This window comes from Frigoribacterium sp. VKM Ac-2836 (assembly GCF_013248995.1).
In the GTDB taxonomy this organism is placed as follows: domain Bacteria; phylum Actinomycetota; class Actinomycetes; order Actinomycetales; family Microbacteriaceae; genus Frigoribacterium.
In genome coordinates this window covers 453,379-473,949 of the sequence record NZ_JABRPK010000002.1, presented here as the reverse complement: position 1 = coordinate 473,949, position 20,571 = coordinate 453,379, and the positions used below count along the sequence as shown (strand labels likewise).

The 20,571-nt window shown below is 70.3% G+C and carries 22 protein-coding genes; 9 read left to right on the top strand and 13 right to left on the bottom strand.

The window, feature by feature from the left end:
• Positions 1 to 195 precede the first annotated feature (195 nt).
• Complete coding sequence (locus HRF36_RS08605; RefSeq protein ID WP_173208936.1) at positions 196 to 1,053, top strand: spermidine synthase; 858 nt, start codon at positions 196 to 198, stop codon at positions 1,051 to 1,053.
• A gap of 85 nt (positions 1,054 to 1,138) precedes the next feature.
• Here the strand turns inward: HRF36_RS08605 and csrA are convergent, their stop codons facing one another.
• The 13 genes from csrA to HRF36_RS15820 form a co-directional block, all read right to left on the bottom strand.
• Complete coding sequence (gene csrA / locus HRF36_RS08600) at positions 1,139 to 1,387, bottom strand: carbon storage regulator CsrA (protein ID WP_043596512.1); 249 nt, start codon at positions 1,385 to 1,387, stop codon at positions 1,139 to 1,141.
• A gap of 128 nt (positions 1,388 to 1,515) precedes the next feature.
• On the bottom strand, positions 1,516 to 2,709 hold the full coding sequence (locus HRF36_RS08595) for a hypothetical protein (protein WP_173208934.1): 1,194 nt from the start codon (positions 2,707 to 2,709) through the stop codon (positions 1,516 to 1,518).
• Between the two features lies 1 nt (position 2,710).
• Positions 2,711 to 4,762 carry a flagellar biosynthesis protein FlhA gene (locus HRF36_RS08590; protein WP_173208932.1) on the bottom strand — a complete coding sequence of 684 codons (2,052 nt, stop codon included), beginning with the start codon at positions 4,760 to 4,762 and terminating at the stop codon, positions 2,711 to 2,713.
• Positions 4,759 to 6,024 (bottom strand): flagellar biosynthesis protein FlhB, encoded by a 1,266-nt coding sequence (locus tag HRF36_RS08585; RefSeq protein WP_173208930.1) that lies wholly within the window; start codon positions 6,022 to 6,024, stop codon positions 4,759 to 4,761. The genes HRF36_RS08590 and HRF36_RS08585 overlap by 4 nt, the downstream gene beginning before the upstream one ends.
• A gap of 1 nt (position 6,025) precedes the next feature.
• Complete coding sequence (locus HRF36_RS08580) at positions 6,026 to 6,778, bottom strand: flagellar biosynthetic protein FliR (protein WP_371740090.1); 753 nt, start codon at positions 6,776 to 6,778, stop codon at positions 6,026 to 6,028.
• An 8-nt stretch (positions 6,779 to 6,786) separates the two neighbouring features.
• Complete coding sequence (gene fliQ / locus HRF36_RS08575) at positions 6,787 to 7,062, bottom strand: flagellar biosynthesis protein FliQ (RefSeq protein ID WP_123519563.1); 276 nt, start codon at positions 7,060 to 7,062, stop codon at positions 6,787 to 6,789.
• Positions 7,062 to 8,108 carry a flagellar type III secretion system pore protein FliP gene (gene fliP, locus HRF36_RS08570; protein WP_371740089.1) on the bottom strand — a complete coding sequence of 349 codons (1,047 nt, stop codon included), beginning with the start codon at positions 8,106 to 8,108 and terminating at the stop codon, positions 7,062 to 7,064. Before fliP ends, fliQ begins: the two co-directional genes overlap by 1 nt.
• Complete coding sequence (locus tag HRF36_RS08565; RefSeq protein ID WP_173208928.1) at positions 8,105 to 8,701, bottom strand: flagellar biosynthetic protein FliO; 597 nt, start codon at positions 8,699 to 8,701, stop codon at positions 8,105 to 8,107. The genes fliP and HRF36_RS08565 overlap by 4 nt, the downstream gene beginning before the upstream one ends.
• Before the next feature lie 2 nt (positions 8,702 to 8,703).
• Positions 8,704 to 9,429: a flagellar motor switch protein FliN gene (gene fliN / locus HRF36_RS08560; protein ID WP_173208926.1), complete on the bottom strand. Its 726-nt coding sequence runs from the start codon at positions 9,427 to 9,429 to the stop codon at positions 8,704 to 8,706.
• Positions 9,426 to 10,373 carry a flagellar motor switch protein FliM gene (locus HRF36_RS16295; protein WP_173208924.1) on the bottom strand — a complete coding sequence of 316 codons (948 nt, stop codon included), beginning with the start codon at positions 10,371 to 10,373 and terminating at the stop codon, positions 9,426 to 9,428. The genes fliN and HRF36_RS16295 overlap by 4 nt, the downstream gene beginning before the upstream one ends.
• 107 nt (positions 10,374 to 10,480) lie before the next feature.
• Positions 10,481 to 11,527: a flagellar motor protein MotB gene (locus tag HRF36_RS08550; protein WP_217271094.1), complete on the bottom strand. Its 1,047-nt coding sequence runs from the start codon at positions 11,525 to 11,527 to the stop codon at positions 10,481 to 10,483.
• Positions 11,524 to 12,360 carry a MotA/TolQ/ExbB proton channel family protein gene (locus HRF36_RS08545; RefSeq protein ID WP_173208922.1) on the bottom strand — a complete coding sequence of 279 codons (837 nt, stop codon included), beginning with the start codon at positions 12,358 to 12,360 and terminating at the stop codon, positions 11,524 to 11,526. The genes HRF36_RS08550 and HRF36_RS08545 overlap by 4 nt, the downstream gene beginning before the upstream one ends.
• Before the next feature lie 2 nt (positions 12,361 to 12,362).
• A complete protein-coding gene (locus HRF36_RS15820; RefSeq protein ID WP_254281163.1) occupies positions 12,363 to 12,764 on the bottom strand; it encodes a flagellar FlbD family protein in 402 nt (133 codons plus the stop codon).
• 222 nt (positions 12,765 to 12,986) lie between these two features.
• Here HRF36_RS15820 and HRF36_RS08535 point away from each other — a divergent pair, with 222 nt between their 5' ends.
• The 8 genes from HRF36_RS08535 (at position 12,987) to HRF36_RS08500 (ending at position 20,464) form a co-directional block, all read left to right on the top strand.
• Positions 12,987 to 13,286: a hypothetical protein gene (locus tag HRF36_RS08535; protein ID WP_173208920.1), complete on the top strand. Its 300-nt coding sequence runs from the start codon at positions 12,987 to 12,989 to the stop codon at positions 13,284 to 13,286.
• Positions 13,283 to 14,539 (top strand): WXG100 family type VII secretion target, encoded by a 1,257-nt coding sequence (locus HRF36_RS08530; RefSeq protein WP_173208918.1) that lies wholly within the window; start codon positions 13,283 to 13,285, stop codon positions 14,537 to 14,539. Before HRF36_RS08535 ends, HRF36_RS08530 begins: the two co-directional genes overlap by 4 nt.
• A gap of 952 nt (positions 14,540 to 15,491) precedes the next feature.
• Entirely contained in the window at positions 15,492 to 16,502 is a 1,011-nt protein-coding gene (locus HRF36_RS08525; RefSeq protein ID WP_173208917.1) for a hypothetical protein, read from the top strand.
• A complete protein-coding gene (locus tag HRF36_RS08520; RefSeq protein ID WP_173208915.1) occupies positions 16,499 to 17,020 on the top strand; it encodes a hypothetical protein in 522 nt (173 codons plus the stop codon). Before HRF36_RS08525 ends, HRF36_RS08520 begins: the two co-directional genes overlap by 4 nt.
• Positions 17,021 to 17,180: 160 nt before the next feature.
• On the top strand, positions 17,181 to 17,810 hold the full coding sequence (locus HRF36_RS08515; protein ID WP_173208913.1) for a hypothetical protein: 630 nt from the start codon (positions 17,181 to 17,183) through the stop codon (positions 17,808 to 17,810).
• Complete coding sequence (locus tag HRF36_RS08510; protein WP_173208911.1) at positions 17,807 to 18,415, top strand: hypothetical protein; 609 nt, start codon at positions 17,807 to 17,809, stop codon at positions 18,413 to 18,415. Before HRF36_RS08515 ends, HRF36_RS08510 begins: the two co-directional genes overlap by 4 nt.
• Before the next feature lie 559 nt (positions 18,416 to 18,974).
• Positions 18,975 to 19,565, top strand: a complete 591-nt coding sequence (locus HRF36_RS08505; RefSeq protein WP_173208909.1) for a hypothetical protein — start codon at positions 18,975 to 18,977, stop codon at positions 19,563 to 19,565.
• Positions 19,566 to 19,825: 260 nt separating this feature from the next.
• Positions 19,826 to 20,464, top strand: coding sequence for a YitT family protein (locus HRF36_RS08500; protein WP_371740137.1), 639 nt, complete (start codon positions 19,826 to 19,828; stop codon positions 20,462 to 20,464).
• The last annotated feature ends 107 nt before the right edge of the window (positions 20,465 to 20,571 follow it).

Genomic DNA, 20,571 nt, shown 5'->3' with positions numbered 1-20,571 from the left:
CGTTGTCGACCGCAATATGACGACAGGACGCACGGGGAGCGCAAAGGTCCATACTAGGTCGCCCCGGACACGCCTGGCAAGCCCTGTCGTTGACCTTTCGCTCGAGCTTCGGTATAACCCGGGCGCATGCACAGGCATTCCACGGGATCGGGGGCCGCGTGCGCCTCCTCGTCCCCGGGATGGGAGGCTGGAGGCATGGCCGCACAGCACGACGAACCGCCCGTCGAGATCTCGATCGGAGCGGGCCTCGCCCGTGTCGACGAGGACCGCCACCGACCCGGTTCGTACACGCTCGTCGTCGACGGCACACCGCAGTCGCACGTCGACCTCGACGACCCCACGCACCTGGCGTTCGAATACGTCCGGCGCATCGGGCACGCCGTCGACCTGCTGCCCGAGGGCCCGGTCACGGCCCTCCACCTCGGCGCCGGCGCCCTGACCCTGCCGCGCTACGTCGAGGCGACCCGGCCGGGCTCTCGCCAGCAGGTGATCGAACTCGAGGCCGACCTGGTGGCCCTGGTGCGCGAGACGCTGCCGCTGCCGCGCGGCGCCTCGATCCGGGTGCGCTACGGCGATGCCCGCGAGGTGATGGTGAAGCTGCCCGCCGGACTGCGCGGCACGGTCGACCTGCTGATCGTCGACGTGTTCGGCGGCTCGCAGATCCCCGCGCACGTCACCTCGCTGGAGTTCTACACGGCCGCGGCCGAGTTCCTGTCGCCGACCGGCATGCTGATCGTCAACTCGGCCGACGGCGCGGGGCTGGCCTTCGCCCGGGGGCAGGCGTCGACGCTCGCCACCGTCTTCGAGCACGTGGCGGCGGTGGCCGATCCCGCCACGCTCAAGGGCCGACGCTTCGGCAACGTCGTGCTGATCGGCTCGCCGTCTCCGCTGCCGACCGACCGCATGCCTCGGCTCTATTCGTCGGACCCGCTGCCGGCCAAGGTCGTCCACGGCCGCGAGCTGCGCGATTTCGTCGCCGGCGCGCCCGTGGTCACCGACGCCACCGCCGTCCCGTCGCCCGAGCCGTCGCGCAGCGTGTTCGGGGCCCGCTGAGAGGGCCTCGATAGCACCATGATGTGGACACGACGCCAGGCGAAGAGATGGCGGCGTGACCATCCCGTGGCGGCGTGACCGCCTGCTACTGGTCGGCGCGGGGGGCGGGTGCGCCGAGGGCGGCGCGGAGGCGGGCCTCGGCGTCGTCGGGGGCCTTCGCCGCCTCGACGTTGGCCTCGGTGACGGCCTTGATGACCTCTTCGCGCTGGATCTTGACGCCGCGGGGCGCGTCGATGCCGATGCGCACGCCGTCGCCACGGGAGTCGAGCACCGTGATGACGATGTCGTCGCCGATCACGATGCGTTCTCCGACCTTGCGTGTCAGCACCAGCATCGGGCCAGCTTAGTGAGCGCGGGGCGGTCCGGTCACGACGACAGGCAGGAGGCGCGGGTCGGCGACCGCGGAACGGCGGCGACCACGAGGCGCGACCGCGGCAGGACGACCACCCGAGGAGGCGCGGCTCAGCGGGTCGCGCCTCCTTCGCGCCAGCCCACCGGCACGCCGAGCAGGTGCACCGTGCCCGGGGTCGCCGTGTCGTCCTCGCCGACCACCGCGGCCGCGGCCACGGGCGTCACGGCCCGGACGGCCTCGACCCAGCGGGCGGTGTCGTCGTGCTTGCGGCCGACGTCGACCGCGACCCAGACCTGATCGGCGGCGATCGCCTCGAGGGCGGCGGGTGCGGCGGCGTCCCAGGCCAGGGCCGTCACGACGGCGGAGTTCTCGTGCACGCCGGTGGCCCGGGCCAGGATGCCGCTGCGGCGGTCGGACACGTCCACCGAGCGCAGCCCGAACGTCGACGCCATCTGGGCGGCCACGCGGAAGGCGTCGCCGGGGCGACCGACCACCACGACGAGGTCGCCTGCCCCGCGCGACACGTCGGGTGCGGGCGGCACACCCGGGGAGGCCACGGCCCGGGCCTGCGCGGCGAGGGCGTCGGCGGCGGCCGCGAGCGAGGCGGCCGTGCGGCGGGGAGCGGCCCCGCGCGGCAGGTCGGGGTCGGCGGCGTCACCGTCGGCGAGGGCGGTGGGACCCGCACCCGCGGTTCCGGCGCCGGTGTCGGCACCGGCGGCGGGCGCGATCCCGTTGAAGGTGAGGTCGTCCATGATCGAAGCGAAGGCGTCGGTGCGCGTCGAGACGTCGGCCGGGACCGGGGCCGGCACCGCGCCTCCTGCGGCGGACGCCGTGACCGGGGCACCGCCCGTCGTCGTCGCGGCGGCCGCGGCGGCCCGGGCGGCCCGGCGCGGGCTCACGGGCGCGGCCGAGCCGGTCAGCACGTCGTCGAACCCGTCCCGGACCGGGGCGCTCGACGAGGCCACGTCACCCGGGGCCATCGACGCCGACCAGGCGGCCCGGGGTGCCGGAGCTCCCGCCTGCAGAGCGTCCTCGGCCTCGTCAGCCGAGGCCAGCAGCGCCGCGATGCCGGCGCGCTCGGCGGGCACCGGCGTCGTGATGCGCACGCGGGCGACGGGCAGGTCGACGCCCACCTCGGGCACCTCGACCGTCACCTCGTAGTGCTTGCGGGCGAAGAAGCCGGCGACTCCCCCGACGGTCACCCTCTGGGCCGCGACGATGCGCGCCGAGGCCCCGTGGGTCGCCCGTACCTCGCGGCGCAGTCCGTCGAGCGACTCGCCGGTCATGACGATCGTGGTCGCCATGTCAGGCCACGATCGAGTCGGCGGCACGGACGACGCCGACGGTCTCGATGGTCGACCCGGCGGCGGTGGCCTCCTGGTAGGACAGCACCGGCAGGCCGTTCTGCTGCGCCGACACCAACCGGTGGATGGCCGGTCGCAACGCCGGGGCGCAGACCAGCACCGCGCTGAGCCCCTGCGCCTCGACCGACTGCACGGCCTCGCGCAACGATCCGAGCACCTGCTCGACCCGGTGCCCGTCGAGCAGGATCTGCGTGCCCTGGTCGCTCGGCCGCAACCCCTCGAGCATCGACTGCTCGAGCGTCGGGTCGATCATGATGACCCGCAGCACCCGGCCGTCGAGGTACTGCGCCGTGAGCGCGGGCCCCAAGGAGGCGCGGGCCGCCTCGACGAGTCCCTCCGGGTCGGTGGACACCTTGGCCCGCAGCGTCAGCCCCTCGCAGATCCGCGCCAGGTCGTTGATCGGGATGCGCTCGGAGAGCAGGCCCTGGAGGACGCGCTGCAGCTCGGCGAGCGACAGCATGCTCGGCACGAGGTCGTCCACGGCCGGCGCGTTGACCTGCTTGACACCCTCGGCCAGCACGCGGACGTCCTCGCGGGTGAGCAGGCGGGCGGCGTTGTCGGCGATGATCGACGAGAGGTGCGTCACCAGCACCGAGACGCGGTCGATCACCGTGGCACCGGTCATCTCGGCGCTGTGCCGCATCTCGGCGGGCACCCACTTGCCGGCGAGACCGAAGACCGGCTCGACCGTGGCGGTGCCGGGCAGACCGTCGAGCGCGTCGCCCAGGGCGAGCACCGAACGGGCCGGGGCCTGACCGCGACCGGCCTCGACGCCCGCGATGCGGATCGAGTAGGTGGCCGGGGGCAGGTCGACGCTGTCGCGGGTCCGGACCGGCGGCACGACGATGCCGAGGTCGACGGCGATCTTGCGGCGTAGGGCCTTGACCCGACCGAGCAGGTCGTCCGACGACCCGCCGACCATGTCGACGAGGTCCGGTGCGAGCAGGATCTCGAGCGCGTGCACCCGCATCTGCTCGAGCAGGTCGTCGGTCGTGTCGGTCGGGGCGACGACCGCCGCCTGCTGTTCCGCGAGGGCCGCGCGCGCCTCCTCGGCCTTGGCGGCCACGCCGAGCCGGTAGGCGACGATCAGCAGCGCCCCGCCGATCAGCAGGAAGGCGATGATCGGCATGCCGGGGATGAAGCCCATGCCGATGGCGGCGGTTCCGGCCACGGCGAGCGCGATGCGCGACTGACCGAGCTGCGACGCGGCCTGCGCGCCCATCTCGGTGTCGGCACCCGATCGCGTGACGATCATGCCGGTCGAGACGGCCATCAGCAGTGCCGGGATCTGGGTGGTCAGGCCGTCGCCGATCGTCAGCAGCCCGTAGTGCGAGAGGGCGTCACCGATGGCCATGCCGTTCTGCAGGGCGCCGATCGCGATGCCGCCGACCAGGTTGATGATGATGATGATGATGCCGGCGATCGCGTCGCCCTTGACGAACTTCGACGCACCGTCCATGGCACCGTAGAAGTCGGCCTCGGCGCTGACGTCGGCGCGACGCTGCTTGGCGACCTCGTCGGTGATGAGGCCCGCGTTGAGGTCGGCGTCGATCGCCATCTGCTTGCCCGGCATGGCGTCGAGGGTGAACCGCGCGCCCACCTCGGCGACGCGCTCGGCACCCTTCGTGACGACCACGAACTGGATCACCACGAGGATCAGGAAGATCACCGAACCGATGATGATCGAGCCGCTCACCGCCACGTGTCCGAACGACGCGATCACGTCGCCCGCGAAGCCGTCGCCGAGCACGAGACGCGTCGACGCCACGTTGAGCCCGAGGCGGAACAGCGTGGCGACGAGCAGCAGCGACGGGAACACCGAGAAGTCGAGCGGCTTCTTGACGAACAGCGTCGTCAGCAGGATCACCAGGGCCAACAGGATGTTGAGGATGATCAGCACGTCGAGCAGGGGCGCCGGCACCGGCACGACGAGCAGCAGCACGATGCCGACGATGCCGACCGGGACGGCGAGCTTGGGCAGGGTGGACTTCATCGGATGCCTCCAGAGGTGGCGGGACGGACGGAGCGGGAGGGCGCGGGAGGCGCGGTGCGCGAGGACGCGGAGGTCGCGTCGGCCGCGGCGGTCGCGACCTCGCGGGCGACGCGGAGTCGGCGGGGGACGGCGTCGGCCTCGAGCGACTCGGGGGCGAGGAAGCCCGCCACCTCGTCGGCCGTGGTGACGCGGGGCGGCGTGTGCGTGCCCTTCAGCGTGCCGCGGGCCTTGAGCGCCATGACGAAGGTCAGCACGCGGGCGACCGGCGTGTAGAGGTCGACGGGGATCTCGTCGCCCAGACCGCAGGCGGCGTGCAGGGCGCGGGTCAGGGGGACGTCGACGACGAGCGGGACGCCGTCGGCGGTGGCCTGCTCGCGGATGCGGGCGGCGACCGTGCCGGCACCCTTCGCGACGACGCGCGGTGCCGACTTGCCGGGCTCGTACTTCACGGCGACGGCGTAGTCGGTCGGGTTGACCATGACGACGTCGGCGTCGGCGATGGCCCCGATCATGCGGTTGCGGCTCATGGCGAGCTGACGGGAGCGGCGCTGCGACTTGACCAGGGGGTCGCCGTCGCTCGACTTGTTCTCGTCCTTGACCTCTTTCTTGGTCATGCGCGTCTTCTTGCGGTTGCGGCGCATGACGACGAACACGTCGGCGAAGGCGAGCAGCAGCCCCGCGGCGATCGCCGCCTTGATGAGGATGCCGGTGCCGGCCTTCGCCTCCTCGAGCACGGCCGAGACGCTGAGTCCGCCGCCGCTCATGAGGACGGGCATCAGGCCCTGGATCGCGAACCAGAGCACGAGGCCGACGACCGTCGTCTTGATCAAGGCCTTCGCGCCGTTCCAGAGCGCCTGCGTGCCGAACGTGTTCTTGAAGCCGTTGAGCAGGTTGAACTGCTCGTAGTTGCCGGTCATGCGCTTGATGTGCACGCCGCCCTGGACGATCGCGGTCGCGAGCACGGCCACACCGACGACGGCGAGCATCGGCCCGAGCGTGGCAGCCATCGACCCGGCGCCCTGCATCAATTCGGTGACGACGGTCGACGCGTCGGGGTGCGTGATCGCCTGACGGATCGAGAAGATCTGGTCGACGCCGGCCGACGAGGCCCGCTCGATCGTCGACGGGATCATCACCGCGGCGGCCCCCACGCCCACCCAGGCGCTGAGGTCCTGCGACCGCGACAGCTGGCCCTTGGAGTGGACCTCTTTCATCCGTTTGTCGGTCGCGGCCTCGGAGCGCTCGCCGGAGTCGTCCGCCATGTCAGCCCACCCCCAGCAGCATGTCGGCGGCGTCGCCGGTCAGCGAGCCGACGACGCCCGGCAGCGCGAGGAACACGCCACCGGCCAGCATGACCGTCATGAGGATCTTGAGCGGGAAGCCCATCGCGTAGGCGTTGAGCGCCGGAGCGACCCGCGAGAGCAGGCCGAGGCCGACGTCGGCGAGGAACAGGACGACGCAGAGGGGCCCGGCGATCTGGATCGTCGAGAGGAAGAGCTGACTGACCCCCGTGGTCAGCAGCTCGACCGGGCGCGTGAGGTCCATGCCGAGACCGAGCGGCACGGCGTCGAAGGAGCGCGTGAGCCCGCCGATGATCAGCTGGTAGCCGCCGGTGGCGAACATCAGCGCGAGCGCGGTCATCTGGAACAACCGGGTGAACTGCGCGCCGTTCACCATCGACTGCGGGTCGAAGGCCTGCGCGAGCGTGAAGCCACCGAAGAGGTCGATCAGGCTGCCGGCCGCCTGCACGGCGGCGAAGGCCACGAAGACGAGGAACCCGAGCACCGCGCCGACGACGATCTCGAGCACCAGGGCCATGACGAACGGGCCGGTCTCGAGCGACACGTAGCCGGGCGCGACCCGCGGTGCGACGGCGAGCGCCAGCCCGATGCCGAGCATGGCCTTGACCCGCGCCGGGAAGGCCCGGTACGAGAACGGAGGCGCGATGACGAGGAACGCGGTCATGCGCACGGCGGCGAGGAGGGTGGCCTCGAGCCAGCTCAGGTCGAACGACACGGTCGCCCCTACCCGCCGCTGAGCAGCTGGGGGATGCGGTCGAACACCATGGTCGTGAACGACACCATCTCGCTGATCATCCAGTGGCCGGTGACGACGAGGGCGATGCCGACGGCGACGGCCTTCGGCACGAACGAGAGGGTGACCTCCTGGATCTGCGTGATCGACTGCAGCAGGGAGATGGCGAAGCCGACGACGAGCGAGGTGATCAGCACGGGTGCGGCGAGCTTGCCGGTGATGATCAGGGCCTGCATCGAGAGGTCGAGGACGGCGTTGGAATCCATCAGGCACCCACCTGGTAACTCTCGATGAGGCTCTTGATGATGAGCCCCCAGCCGTCGACGAGCACGAACAACAGGATCTTGAAGGGCAACGAGATCATCACCGGCGGCAGCATCATCATGCCCATCGACATGAGGGCGGCGCTGACGACGAGGTCGATGACGAGGAAGGGGATGAAGATGACGAAGCCGATGATGAACGCGGCGCGCAGCTCGCTGATCATGAACGACGGGATGAGCGTCAGCATGGGCACGTCGGCCTGACTGGCGGGGTTCGGCTGGTTCGCCGACCGGGTCATCAACGCGAGGTCCTCTTCACGGGTGTGCGCGAGCATGAACTCGCGCAGCGGGGCGATGCCCGCGTCGATCGCGCCCTGCAGGTCGAGACGGCCGTCGAGGTAGGGCTGCACGGCGTCCGTGTTGATGTGGGTCAGGATCGGAGCCATGATGAACAGGCTCAGGAACAGGGCCAGCCCCGCGAGCACCTGGTTCGGCGGGATCGAGGGCAGCGCGAGAGCGTTGCGCGTCATCGCGAGCACCACGAAGATCTTCGTGAACGACGTCATCATCAACAGCAACGCGGGCGCGACGCTCAGCAGCGTGATGCCGATCAGCGTGACGACGGCCTGGCTGGGCGCTCCGTCGGGGCCGTTGATGTCGATGTTGAGCCCACCGGAGCCGGTGCCGTCGGACGTCGTCTGGTCGGTGTCGGTGAAGTCGGTGGGGGTCGTGCCGGTGGTGCCCTCGGTGCCGCTGCCGTCCGTGGCCGGGGCCGTGGGCGCGGTGGGGGCCGTCGGCGCCACCGGGGCCGCGTTCGCCTGCTGACCGATCAGCATCACGAGGGCTGACGCCACGACGAGCGCCAGAAGAGTGACGACGACGGCCCGGGCGAGGCGCGTGTCGGCGAACCGCACGGGGGCGGCGCCGACCACCGAGCGACCGAGGGGGGCGCCGTGCAGGCCGTCGCGCAGCGTGGGACGGACGAGCCCGCGCAGGGCGGACGAGAAGGAGGGGCGGGTCGGGGACGCGGACGACCGACGGCCGGTCATCCGGCTCGTCCGCTGCGCAGGGCCGCGGCGGCCTGGCGCCAGGTGTCGGGGGCCAGGATCGAGCCATCGAGCGACTTCGCGGTGCGACCACGGCGACGGGCGTCGAGGTCACGGGGACGCGAGACGGCGGCACGACGGGCGGCGCCGCGGGGGCGCAACAGCTCGACGGGGGTCGCGTCGACCGGGCGGGCGGGCAGCTCGTCGCGGGCCGCGGCGCTCTCGGCGGACAGGACGGACGCGAACGCGACGGGCGCGATCGGGGTGACCCGCGCCTCCTGCGCTGCCGGCTCGGCCCCGGCCCCGGTGGGCTCGGGGACCAGCGTGAGGGCGCCGGCGTCGACCGGACGGTCGGCGGCGGCCAGCACGGTCACCGACGACTCCGTGACACCGAGCACGAGGCGCTCGCCCTCGACGTCGACCACGACCACGCTCGCCTTCGCGCCGACGCCCTGACGGGCGACGACCGAGACCTGCGACGTGGCACGGGTGCCCGCGCGACCGCCCTTCACCAGGCGCTTCTGCAGCACCCAGAGCAGGGCGAGGACGACGCCCAACGAGAGGACGACCCGCAGGCCGACGACGACGGTGTCCACGATCAGGCGATGCCGTCGGCGACGTCGAGGATCTTGGTGATGCGGACGGCGTAGTCCTGGTCGACGACGACGACCTCGCCGTGCGCGATCAGGCGACCGTTGAGCAGCACGTCGGCGGGGGCGCCGGCCGAGCGGTCGAGCTCGATGACGGCACCCGGCTCGAGGCCGAGGACGTCGCGGACCGACATGCGGGTGCGTCCGATCTCGACCGTCAGGGCCATCTCGACGTTGTTGATGCGGCCGAGGTTGCCCGTCGACACCGCTCCCGGCATCGGGGCCACCGGCGACGAGCCGCCGATCGTGCCGCTCTCGCGCAGGCGCAGGGCGAACCAGCCCGCGGGCTGACCCGCGGCCGTCAGCTCGAAGACGACCGTCTCGGGATCGGCCAGCAGGGCGTCGGCCGACTCGCGACGGCTCTCGCCGAGGACGCCCGTGCCGAGCACGCCGCTCGCGGCCTCGAGAGCGGGACGCAGGACGTCGGAGACCGAGACCATCGGGTTGTCGGTGCCGGCGGCGGCCGCGAGCTGGTCCATGTCGGCGAGCAGGATCGCGGTGTCGGCCGAGACGGACCCGACGAACGACGTGACGACGACGGACGAGCCCGCGGCGCGGAGGCCCTGCGCGGAGGCCGGGTCGACGGCCACGGCACGCAGCGGCGTGGGCGTCGGCAGCTGGGCGACCAGCGCCTCGGCCGCCGCGGTGTGCAGGGTGATGGTCGTGCCGGTCATGAGGTTCCTTCTTCGGTGCCGGTCAGGGAGGTGGAGACGACGATGCCGGCCAGACGAGAGCCCGCGGCCCCGACGGCGGCGCGACCGACGGGCTGGCCGTCGACGCTGATCTCGAGCGGACGGTGCTGCGGGTGCGGCAGCGGCAGCAGATCGCCCACGGCCAGCCCGAGCACGACGCTCGGCAGCACCGCGGCCGGGGCGAAGGTCAGCGAGACGCCGACGGGTACGGAGGCCAGCTGGGCGCCGAGCAGATCGCGCGCGTCGGCGGAGTCGATCGTCGGGTTGGACTCGCCGAGCTGGGACAGCAGGACGTCGGCGGGGATCGCGACCGTGCCCGGCGCCACGTGCTCGCCCACGCGGATCTCGAACGAGGCCACGATCATCAGGTCGGACTTCTGCGCGGCCTGGGCGAACTGGGAGTTGTACTGGAACCCTCCGACGCTGATCGGATCGGCGAGCATCGTGCCGAACGAGTAGCGCAGGTCGTCGAGGGCGTCGTCCATCAAGCGGCGCACGAGGGCCTGCTCGATGGGCGTGAAGGTGCGCTCGGGCAGCGTGGCGGGCTTCACCGCGCCGAGCATGTGGCTCACCCAGGCCAGCGCGGCCGACGACGGGAACTGGACGACGGCCTTCGCCGAGACGCCTTCGAGCGTGCAGAGCACCATCGCGGTGGTCGGCGGCAGGGACGAGGCGTACTCGTCGTAGGTGAGCATCTGCACCTGGTCGCAGGTGACCTGCGAGAGCACGCGGACCTTGGCGGTGAGCTGCGTCCCCCACTGCCGGGCGAACGTGTCGAAGGCCAGCTCGAGGACACGCGAGTGCTCACGGGCGAGGGTCGTCGGACGGCGGAAGTCGTAGACCTCGACGGCCTTCTGCGGGCGCGTCGACGAACCGACCGTGGCGGTCGGTGCGCTGCTGCCCGTGGGGGCGTCGAGGAGTGTCACGGACGGAGCTATCGGCCCGCCCCACCTGAGCGTTAGCCCAGGATCGTCCGTACCCCCCGGACTGGGTTGCCGTCATCGTGCTGTCGGGCCGGGTCGCCCGTCGGAGGTCAGTGGCCCGAGGACTCCTCCTTCTTCTCGGTCTTCTTCTCCGTCTTCTTCTCGGCCGTGGTCTCGGCCGCGCCGCCCGCCGTCGACGCGCCGCCCGACTCGGCCGTGGTCGAGGTGTCGGCCGCCTGCTGGACGGAGGGGTTGCGACCGTCGGTCACCGCGCCTCCTGCGGCCGCCGCCGCCTGCTCGAGCTGCGGCAGCAGGGCGCTCACGGCGTCGGACTGGTTCGACAGGACGACGATGTCGACGCGCCGGTTGGCGGCGAGATCGGCGTCGGTCGAGCCCGCGCTGAGGGGACGGGACGAACCGAATCCGACCGACTGGATGTGATCCGCGCCCACACCGCCCCGCTCGACGAGGTCGCGCAACACCTGGGTGGCCCGCGCGGACGAGAGCTCCCAGTTGGTGGCGTAGGGAGCGGTCGAGCTGCGCTGGTCGGCGTGCCCCTCGACCGAGACGTCGTGACCGGCGGCCTTCAGGACCGGCCCGATCGCGTTCATCACGGCGACGGCGGTGCCGCTGAGGTCGGCACTGTTCGTGCCGAAGAAGGTCTCCGACCCGATCAGGCGGACGGTCAGGCCGCGCGCGTCGACCGTGAACTGGACGTCGGCGCTGAGCCCCGAGCCCTCGAGGTTCGCCGCGATGGCCGCCTTGATCGCGGTGAGGTCGTCGAGCTCGCCCCGAGCCGCCGTCATGGCGGCGGCGGCCTGCTCGGCGGTCTGGGCCTCGCCCGAGGCGGCGGCCTTGCTCATGTCGGTCTCGTCGCCCGACGAGTAGCCCTTGCCCTCTGCGGTCACGTCGGAGGCGTTGACGACGGTGCCCGAGGCCGTGTCGACCTTGCCGACGTCGGTCTGCCCGAAGCCGGTGGCGAGCGAGTTGCGCAGGGCGATGTACTTGTCCTGGTCGACGTTGGACATGGCGAACAGCACGATGAACATGCACATCAGCACGGTGATCATGTCCATGTACGAGGCCATCCAGCGCTCGTCGGGGTGCTCGTCCTCGGCGTGCCCTTTTTTCTTGCGTCCGCCACGTGCCCCGCTCATGCGGCCAGCCCCTGGTCGTCGCCGCCCTTCTTCGCGCCGGCCTTGGCCTTGCCGCCCTTGCCGCCCTTCCCGTCGCCGCCTTCGAGCGCGTGCGTCGGCACCATGGCCTTGAGGCGTTCGCCGAGGAGGCGCGGCTGGCTTCCGGCCTGGACGGCCAGCACCCCCTCCATCAGCAGCGTCATGCGCAGCTCGTCGAGGTCGGCGAGCTTCTTCAGGCGCGCACCGAGCGGCAGCCAGAGGAAGTTGGCCGTCAGCAGACCCCACAGGGTCGCGACGAAGGCCGCGGCGATCATGTGGCCGAGTTCGTCCGGTTCGGCGAGGTTCTCGAGGACGTGGGTGAGGCTGACGACCGTGCCCACGATGCCGACCGTCGGGGCGTATCCGCCGAGGCTCATGAAGAACTTGCTCGCCGTGCGGTCGGCGGCCAGGCGGGACTCCATCTCGTCCTCGAGCAGGATGCGCAGCTCTTCGCCGTCGGTGCCGTCGGCGATGTTCTGCAGCGCGCCCTTCATGAAGGGGTCGTCGAGCTTTTCGGCCTCCTGCTCGAGCGAGAGCAGACCTTCGCTGCGGGCCTTCTCGGCGAGCGAGACGACGCCGTCGATGACCGACTGCGGGGGGACGACCTTGCCGGTGAACGCGCGCGAGATCTTCTTGAAGCTGAGGATCGCGTCCTTGATGGTCGTCCCGGCGATGCCGACGCCGATCGTGGCGCCGAAGACCAGGATGATCGGCGCGGGCAGCAGCAGCCCGGCGATGCTGACACCCTCGAGCTGGATCATGCCGAAGAGGGCGCCCAGCGCGAGGACGATGCCGATGATCGTTGCGGGATCCACGGTCAGCGTCCCTGCGTGGCGTCGGTCGGGGCGGAAGCCGCCGGGGCGTGCGGCGCCGGCGCGTGCACGGCGGGAGCCTGCACGGCGGGACGGAACTCGGTGACGCGACCCGCGCCTCCGGACCCGGACGAGCCACGGACGATGCCGAGCTGCGGACCCGTCGAGGTGCGGTTGCCGAGGGCCTGACCGGCCGGCGCGGTGACGGACGGCTCGTCGTAGGCGAGCGAGACGATGCGGGCCCGGTAACGGGCGATCATCTCGATGACCTCGGCCATCGGCTCGGTCACGACGTACTTGGCGCCGTCGACCATGATCAGGACCGTGTCGGGCGTCTCGTGGATGCGCTCGATGAGGTCAGGGTTGACAGCGAATCTGCTGTCGTTGAGTCGCGTGACGACGATCATCGGCCCGTCCTAGGTCTGTGTCTCCTGCCTCCGTCCGTGGGGGCAGGTGTCGCTGCTCGTCCTGAGCGGCTACGGGTGACTATCGGCCGGGGGTGGCGGGGCGTTAGGTGCGGATCGCCGGCGCGTGTCCCGTCGGGCGACGCGTTGTCCACAGGCAGGTCGTGGTGGGCCGAACAGTCGGTATGGTGTGTGACATTGCTCATATCGACGAGGGGAGCCACCGTGGCCGGGTACATGGACATCGACCTGGAGGCGCTGGCCACGTTGGCGCGCGACCTGCAGACCCTGCACACCGACTTGTCGTCGGGCAGCTCCGGCACCACGGGTGACGGGATCGGCTCGCCCCGCCTGCAGCAGGCCGTCACGGCGTTCGCGGATGACTGGGCGATCGCCCGGGGGCGCATGCTCGAGTCGATCGCCGCGGTCGGCGCCATGGCCGAGGGGGCTCGGAAGACCTTCACGCAGGCCGAGGACGAGCTGGCCGCGGCGCTGACCCCGACCGACACGGCGGGTGCGGCATGAGCCGCCCGTGGGACTGGAGCCCCCTCGACCTGCCTGGCGACCCGGTCCCCGGCGACCCGACCGAGATCCGGTCGTCGGCGAGCGCGGCTCGGGCCACGGGCACGTCGATCGAGACACAGTCGAGGCGACTGCGTCGGTTGGCGAAGGCCGACGGCTGGGACTCCGAGTCGGGCCGGACCTTCACGACCTCGGCGGAACCGCTCGCCGACGCGATCGACAAGGCGAAGCAGCGCTACCTCGACCTCGCCACGGCGCTCGACACCTATGCGGACGACCTCGAAGAGCTGCAGCGCCAGGCCGACGCCGCGCGCCTCGACGCCGACGACGCGAAGGAGGCGCGGCGCACGGCCGACAAGTTCGTCGTCCCCGGCGAGACCGACCCCTTCGAGATCGACCGACAAGAGGCCGCCCGGACGCGGGCCGTCGACCTCGCCGACACCGACCTCGCCGACGCGAAGGCGGTCATCACCCGCCTGGTCGGCAGCGGCGGTGACACCGACGGCGAGTACGGCGCCCTGAACGACCAGGCAATCGCGGCCATCCGCCTGGCCGGCGACGACGAGCTGCGCGACACCTGGTGGGACGACGTGAAGCAGGTGGTGCACGACGCGCAGGAAGCCCTGAACATCACCAAAGACGTCCTGAGCGTTCTGGGCTTCGTGCTCGGCATCGCTGCGATGTTCGCCGGTCCCGTCGCCCCGTTGCTGCTCGGGATCTCGATCGCTGCGGGCGCCCTCTCGCTTCTGATCACCCTGGCCCAGGCCGCAGCCGGCGACGCGACTCCGGCGGACGTGCTCGGTGACCTCGCCAACCTCGGCATGGCCTGCGTCGGCCTGGGCGGACTTCGCGCCGTCAGCCGGGCCGTGTCGGCCACGAAGACGTCGGTGACCCATTCCGGTGCCGCTCTGCGGGCCAACACTGTTGCCCCGAAGTATGCCAACGCCGTGAGGGCGCAAGCCCGTCGCGAGCTCTCGGCCCAAGCGGACGCCATCGGCCGCAGCCCCCTGGTTCGATTCGTGGACGAGATGGTCGGCGGCGGCGGCCTCGAGCTCGTCCTCGTCCGCCGCTTGGCACGAGGTGGCCCGTCAGCCACCGCCCACTTCGGTCCGGGGATTCTCTGGGCCGGCGTCAGCGGCCCCGTCGGACTCGTGGGGCACGTCGGTGACGTGGTCACGATCAAGACGATCGTGTCCGACCTCGTCGACGGGTCGTACCGACAGAAACGACGTGAACCGGTCGTGGGTTCACTGTGACCGAAACCGCATTCTCGCTGACCTTGCCCGCCTCGTGGCGACGTGCCGACCTGAGAAACGACAGCTCGGTCGAATGCGAACGACTGGCCAGGGCCGCGTTCGACGGACTCCCCGACAGGGATTCTCGGGAGGTGGCGTCGGCGCGACGCCGCTACCGAGAAGCCCTCTCGAGACCGCTCACTCGGGCGCGTGCGGTCGGCGCACTCGAGCTGTACTTCTGCGCCGGAGCGTCTCGGACGGGCATCGGGCCCATGTCGCTCATGTCGCTCGTCGTGTATGCCTGCTCGCAGGAGAGCGATCCGACGGGGGCGCTGCTCCGACTAGGACTGCCGTCGAATTCGATCGGTGCCCTCGAGGACACAGAAATCGCCTGGTCTCGGTCCGTCCAACGGGTCAGCCGATCGGCGGACGAGTGGAACACAGTCCTGCACGACACGATCGGCATCGACGGGACCGCTGTCGGAACAACCCCCACGTCGGCATCCTTGTCGCAGGGCACTGTTCACTTCGCGACGGGCATCCGGAACTCTCCGCGAAACTTCCTCGTCCTGTCCGGGTCCACGCTGGGGACCTCGCTGCTCGGAGCGCAGATCGCCCATCTCGACTCGATCGTCAGGACGTTCTCATGGGCAGATTGACACCGTCTCCAGCGATGGTCCCCTTCGTCACGGCCACGTCGAGGAGCCCCGTGCTCGCGGGAGCTCGGGCGCACGTCGCTGCAGGACTCGACGACCAGGGCGCCCTCGTTCTCGCGGATGCTCGGGGACGCCTCCAGACTCTCGTCCCCAGGGAGGACGTCGTCCGGGTGGGGTGGAGTTCGTCCGAGTCGCGGTCGTTTCCGCTGACGCCGTTCGGGCAGGAGGGTGCCGCGTGGATCGAGACCCGACAAGGCACCTTCGTCTGGCCCCTCAACGAATGGTGGCCAGGGCACCGATACCTCCATCCAGACCTCATGATGCGAAGTTCCGGCTTCGCGTCCCTCGCAGCTCGGCTCGACGTCCCCTTGGCCTCCGCCGACTCGTTCCTGTCGGGCACCCCGGCCCCTGGCGACCTCGTCCTCGTCGGACTTCGACCCACTCGAGAGAACCGCATCTGGCTCGGCGCCGAGGTGGCTGCGACGATCGCGGTCGTCCTCTCTTTCCTCATGGTCGCCGTGACCTCCTGGCTGACCGTGCGACTGAGGGACGCGTCTCCCTTCGTCATCGGTGAAAACATTCTTTGCATCGCGCTCGTCTGTGCAGGGATGACGGTCTCGGCGTCCTGTGTGGAATGGCTCCCCGTGCCGACGAGACGCCGCGGTCACGAACACCCCGTCAGCCCCCGATCACCACGACGCTTCGCGCGCCGAGCCTGCCTCTGGGTGGACGGAACCGGGTTGCATCTGCGAGACCAGCTTTCCGTGGGCATGGATTTCGTCACCGTAGCCAGCCGAAGCGCGTCCGGCACCGAGTTGGTGTCGTACGTCCTTCGTTCTCGCAGGACCGCGGGGTCCCTCGCGCTCGTCGACCGGTCAGGTGTCGAACGGGTGACCTTGCCCCTGACGCTCTGGGCCCCGGACGAAACCAGTCGCACCCGTTTGTTCGAGGTCTTGGACTCGGCCGGGCTGACGAAGACGAAGCTCCCCGGGCCGGTGCCCCGGCCCATCCGCTCGCTCGGGCCCGAGTTCAACCGGGGGCTACACATCGATGCAGCCGCCGGGTACGGCGCCTTGCAGACACGAATGCTCGCCCCGAGCGTCCGCCTCATCGCCCTGTCGATCGTCGGAGTGGTCTTCCTCCGCTCCGACGCGGGCCCGGCTCTCGAGCCGTTGCAGACCGAGCTGCTCGTCGGCGTGGCGACGGCTTCCACGGTCTGCTCCGTCGTCGCCTTCATGGGCGTTCTCGCCCGCCTGATCGCCATGTCCCGATCGACGTCCGGCACCGTCCGAGAGGTCCGGGGCTCACGAAACGAGAATGCCCCGTGAACATCTCCATCACCCATGACGACGCCTGGCGACTCGTCCACGATAGGCACTCGCCCCAGAGCATCGACCTGTCGCACGGTCAAGGGCTGCAGGGAGCCGAAGCGCTGGCGGCCTCACTCGCGGACTTCGACTTCGCCTTGGCCCGCATCGACGCCTCAGCCGGCCTGATCGGCTGGGCTGCCCTGGTCATCGTGCAAAACGAAGAAGAGATCTGCTGTCCGCACCTCGACGCTCGCGGTCGAGGCCGGAGGACCGACCGGCCCGACCACGGCCATCCCTCGACGGCCATGGGCCCCGCCTGCCGGACCGAGAACGTTCGCGTCCTCGGACCCGGCCTGGAACCGACGTCGTGTGCTGCCGTCACGCGCGTCACCTGGTCCTGGGTCGTCCCCGACGCGGACGGTGCCCGTCAGGTCGTTCTCCTCGTCACCGAATGCCCACACCCCCAACCCGCGGATCTCGTCGTACCCGAGGTCGACGACATGGCCCGACTCCTGCAGATCTCGACATCGGCATGAGTGAGCACGCGTCACCGACGCAGCAGGGCAGCACCGCCAGCCGTCAACTCCCACCTGAGAGAAGGACCATGACCACAGCACCCACCACCCCCGTCACCTACCGCCCGGACTGGCCGCACTTCTCCTCTTCTGCGGACCTTCGCGGACCGGCATTCTTCCGATGACCTTGGCCGTGTCGCTCATCCATACCGGAACCGCGCTGAGTTGCGACGCGATCGAGCGAACCCTTCGGGATGCCGTTTCGGCGCGCACCAAGACTCGCGTGACCTTCGAAGTCGACCTCTTCGTCTTCTCTTCGGCCGCCGGGCCGCCGATGGGCCCCATGTGCCTGTCCGTCCTGCCCGTGGTGACGAGTGAGGCTCGCCCCGGCGTCTCGCTGCAGGTAGAAGTCGCACGTTCCCTTTCCGGGCCGACGAGCCTGCTCAGCAGCATGAGTACCAGCCAGGGCGACATCGCTCGGGTCCTGGATCGCTGGACGGAAAGCGCCGCGCAGTGGACCAGGACGACCGAAGTCGCGCTCGAGCGGTCGGGAATCGACGGCCGGACAAATCTTTCACCCGAGCAACGCGAAGCGCTGGAGGACCCCCTCGAAACGGCACGCGTTCATTACGTCGTCGACGTTCCCGAGCGGGGCGATTGTGTCCTCGTCTTGACGTTCATCGCGACGGGCGGAGCTTTTCTCTCGCCGCAACTCGCCCACGCCGATGACCTCGTGCGCGCCTTCCGATGGACCATGCCTGCCAGAACCGGAGCTTCGTCGACCTCAGCTGATTTGGAGGACGCATCGTGAGCCGGGCGACGTCAACGCCACTCGTCCTGCGGCCACAATGGCGCCACTACGCACGAAACGCCGTCATCTCGGTCGGGTCCACGAGCCTCATCCCGTTCACCGTTCGGGACTCGGCGGCGGGCTGGGCTCTTGCTGCAGTCGTACTGGCATTCGTTCTCGGCGGCGTCGGCCTCTACATGGTGACCACCCGCATCGTTTTGCACGACCAGGGGTTGAGCTACTCGCGCTTCTTCCTGACTCGACATGTGCCTAGGACTCGCCCGATGGCCGGAATTTTCGCCAACGTCGATGGTCCTCGACCCGTTCTTCGACTCATCCTGGGGCGGGGCAGGCAGCCCATCATGCGTCTGACGGGTGCCTACTGGGCCACCTCCGACCTGGAACGGATCTCCCGCCACTTTCCTCTCAGATACTCCAACGGCCATGGTCTGCTGAGCCCTGCGGAAGCAGACGCCCTCGCGCCAGGCATGCTGTCGCCCCTGCAACGACATCCTTGGGCGACCCTCGTCATCACGGTTTGCCTGACCATGATCGCCGCGGTCCTCATTGGCATCGCCATCTGGTCGCTCTGGGCTCCCCGTGTCGTCGCGGTGGCGAGCGCATGAGGTCCGACCAAGACCTGGGATTGACCATCCATCACTCGTCTCTCTGGCGACCACTCTTCGGCGTGGCGGGCCAGGGGTCTCCCAATGACTCCCGATCGATTGCCGGACTGCGGACGACCTTGGAGGAACAAGGCGCGATAGCCGCGTTCGTGGCCTCCGGGAGTCAGAGCTCTGGCCTGGCCGCCTGGGCCGCCCTCCACGTCGGCGAAGACGACCGTCCCACACGAGAGGGGCTACTGAGAGAGGCCCTCGCCGCGAGCTCGACATGCCTCGGGCCACCCTCCGTCGCCACCCTCGGAACGCAGCTCGGAAGCGCCCATCGGATTCAGGCCGTCCGCCTCGTGCCACTTCCGGGTCTCTTGTGTCCAGCCGCCATGGGCCAGGTGACCTGGACGTGGTTGCGGGCGGACACCTCGACCCGTGTCACGTTGATCGCCGAAGCTCCTTTTCCCCACCCGTTCTCCGAGGTCGTCACCCTGATGGACGAGCTCGCACAAGGTCTTTCCTGGCGTCCCACGAACGGCCCTTCATCAGACACCACCCCAGAGAAAGCAGAACCATGACCACTAGTTCCCCCGCGTCCGCCACCACCTACCGCCCGGACTGGCCGCACTTCTGGTCCCAGGCCAAAAACCGGCTCGTTCTCATCCCCCTCGCCTTCCTGATCGGCTGGAACCGCATGGGACTGGCCGTCGTCCCGTACCTCCTCGTCCTGCTGATCGTTTTGACGGGAGGCCTGTGGCTCTACCTGCGGACGACGAGCATCACGGTGTCCGAGACTGCGGTGGCCCGACGTAGCTGGGGACGCACCACGACGATCGACCTCGACGGTTCACAGCGCGGCATCCTCTGCACCCTCAACATGGGCGTGCAGAACCTGGCATACCTCGCCGTCCGCAACGGCAAGGGCCGCCGCCTCGTCCTCACCGAGGCCAATTGGCCCGGAGAACAGCTGCTCGAGATCGCCCAGCACGCACGCCTCACGATCATGCCTGCCGATCAGGTCTTCTCGGGCAAGAAGGCGGCTCTCATCGTGCCCGGTGTCGTCCCGCTGACGAACCGACGTCCGGTGCTCTGCGCCTTCGTGGCGGTCGCCGGCCTGATCGCCGTCGTCGTGCCGATCGCCATGGTGACGGCCGGCGTGGCCTGATCGCTCCAACGGGACACCGTCGAGCCGCAGGAGGCGCGGCCCGTCACGCGCGCGAAACAGGGGGCTGGCAGGATGTGCCGGTGACCCACGAACCCCTCGACGAGTCGCGCCCCGGCACCACCCCCGCCGCCCGCGCCGACGACGTCACCCGCACCTCCTCCCCCACCGCGCAGAGCGATCGAGCCGAGGCGTCCGAGTCCTCGCCGGCCGGCCTGCCCGACGCCGCGACCCCCGACGCCGCGGCCCCGGCCCGCCACGGCATCGACGACCCCGCCCTGACCGGTTCGATCGAGACCGTCGACGCGAACAAACACACCCTCGCCGAGAACGTGATGGGCGTCGTGACCGGCGTCTTCCTCGCCTCGTTCGGACTGTTCCTGCTGAAGACCAGCGGAGCCGTCTCGGGCGGCACCGCCGGTCTCGCCCTGCTCACCAGCTACGCCACGGGCTGGACCTTCGGCGTGCTGTTCGTCCTCGTCAACGTGCCGTTCTTCGCCCTCGCCGTGTGGAAGAAGGGCTGGCCGTTCACCCTGCGGACGATCCTGACCGTCGTCATGTTGTCCGCCTTCTCGTACCTGCACCCCCTGATGTTCGACATCGACGGCGTCGACCCGGTCTACGGCACCCTCGCCGGCAACCTGCTCGTCGGCGTGGGCCTGCTCATCCTCTTCCGCCACGGGGCGAGCCTCGGCGGCATCAACATCCTCGCCCTGGTGCTGCAGGAACGCGCCGGGCTGCGGGCCGGCTACGTGCAGATGGGCTTCGACGTGCTCATCGTGCTGACCTCGCTGACCGTCGTCTCGCCCTGGATCGTGCTGCTCTCGGCCCTCGGCGCCGTCGTGTTGAACCTCGTCCTCGCGATGAACCACAAGGCCGGGCGATATGTTGGTCACACGTGATCACATCGATCTGTCAGAATCGCGCGCGCGGCCGGTCTGTTTGAGGCATTCTCGATTCGAACAGGTCGCACTCGTCTCGCCTCATGTCCCCGGCGTCACCTCACCTA

Bases quoted from the DNA above. Each gene is read 5' to 3' on its own strand.
- HRF36_RS08605 (WP_173208936.1), top strand. From the start codon at position 196: ATGGCCGCACAGCACGACGAACCGCCCGTCGAGATCTCGATCGGAGCG.
- csrA (WP_043596512.1), bottom strand. From the start codon at position 1,387: ATGCTGGTGCTGACACGCAAGGTCGGAGAACGCATCGTGATCGGCGAC.
- HRF36_RS08595 (WP_173208934.1), bottom strand. From the start codon at position 2,709: ATGGCGACCACGATCGTCATGACCGGCGAGTCGCTCGACGGACTGCGC.
- HRF36_RS08590 (WP_173208932.1), bottom strand. From the start codon at position 4,762: ATGAAGTCCACCCTGCCCAAGCTCGCCGTCCCGGTCGGCATCGTCGGC.
- HRF36_RS08585 (WP_173208930.1), bottom strand. From the start codon at position 6,024: ATGGCGGACGACTCCGGCGAGCGCTCCGAGGCCGCGACCGACAAACGG.
- fliQ (WP_123519563.1), bottom strand. From the start codon at position 7,062: ATGGATTCCAACGCCGTCCTCGACCTCTCGATGCAGGCCCTGATCATC.
- fliP (WP_371740089.1), bottom strand. From the start codon at position 8,108: ATGACCGGCCGTCGGTCGTCCGCGTCCCCGACCCGCCCCTCCTTCTCG.
- fliN (WP_173208926.1), bottom strand. From the start codon at position 9,429: ATGACCGGCACGACCATCACCCTGCACACCGCGGCGGCCGAGGCGCTG.
- HRF36_RS08550 (WP_217271094.1), bottom strand. From the start codon at position 11,527: ATGAGCGGGGCACGTGGCGGACGCAAGAAAAAAGGGCACGCCGAGGAC.
- HRF36_RS15820 (WP_254281163.1), bottom strand. From the start codon at position 12,764: ATGATCGTCGTCACGCGACTCAACGACAGCAGATTCGCTGTCAACCCT.
- HRF36_RS08530 (WP_173208918.1), top strand. From the start codon at position 13,283: ATGAGCCGCCCGTGGGACTGGAGCCCCCTCGACCTGCCTGGCGACCCG.
- HRF36_RS08525 (WP_173208917.1), top strand. From the start codon at position 15,492: ATGATGCGAAGTTCCGGCTTCGCGTCCCTCGCAGCTCGGCTCGACGTC.
- HRF36_RS08515 (WP_173208913.1), top strand. From the start codon at position 17,181: ATGACCTTGGCCGTGTCGCTCATCCATACCGGAACCGCGCTGAGTTGC.
- HRF36_RS08505 (WP_173208909.1), top strand. From the start codon at position 18,975: ATGACCACTAGTTCCCCCGCGTCCGCCACCACCTACCGCCCGGACTGG.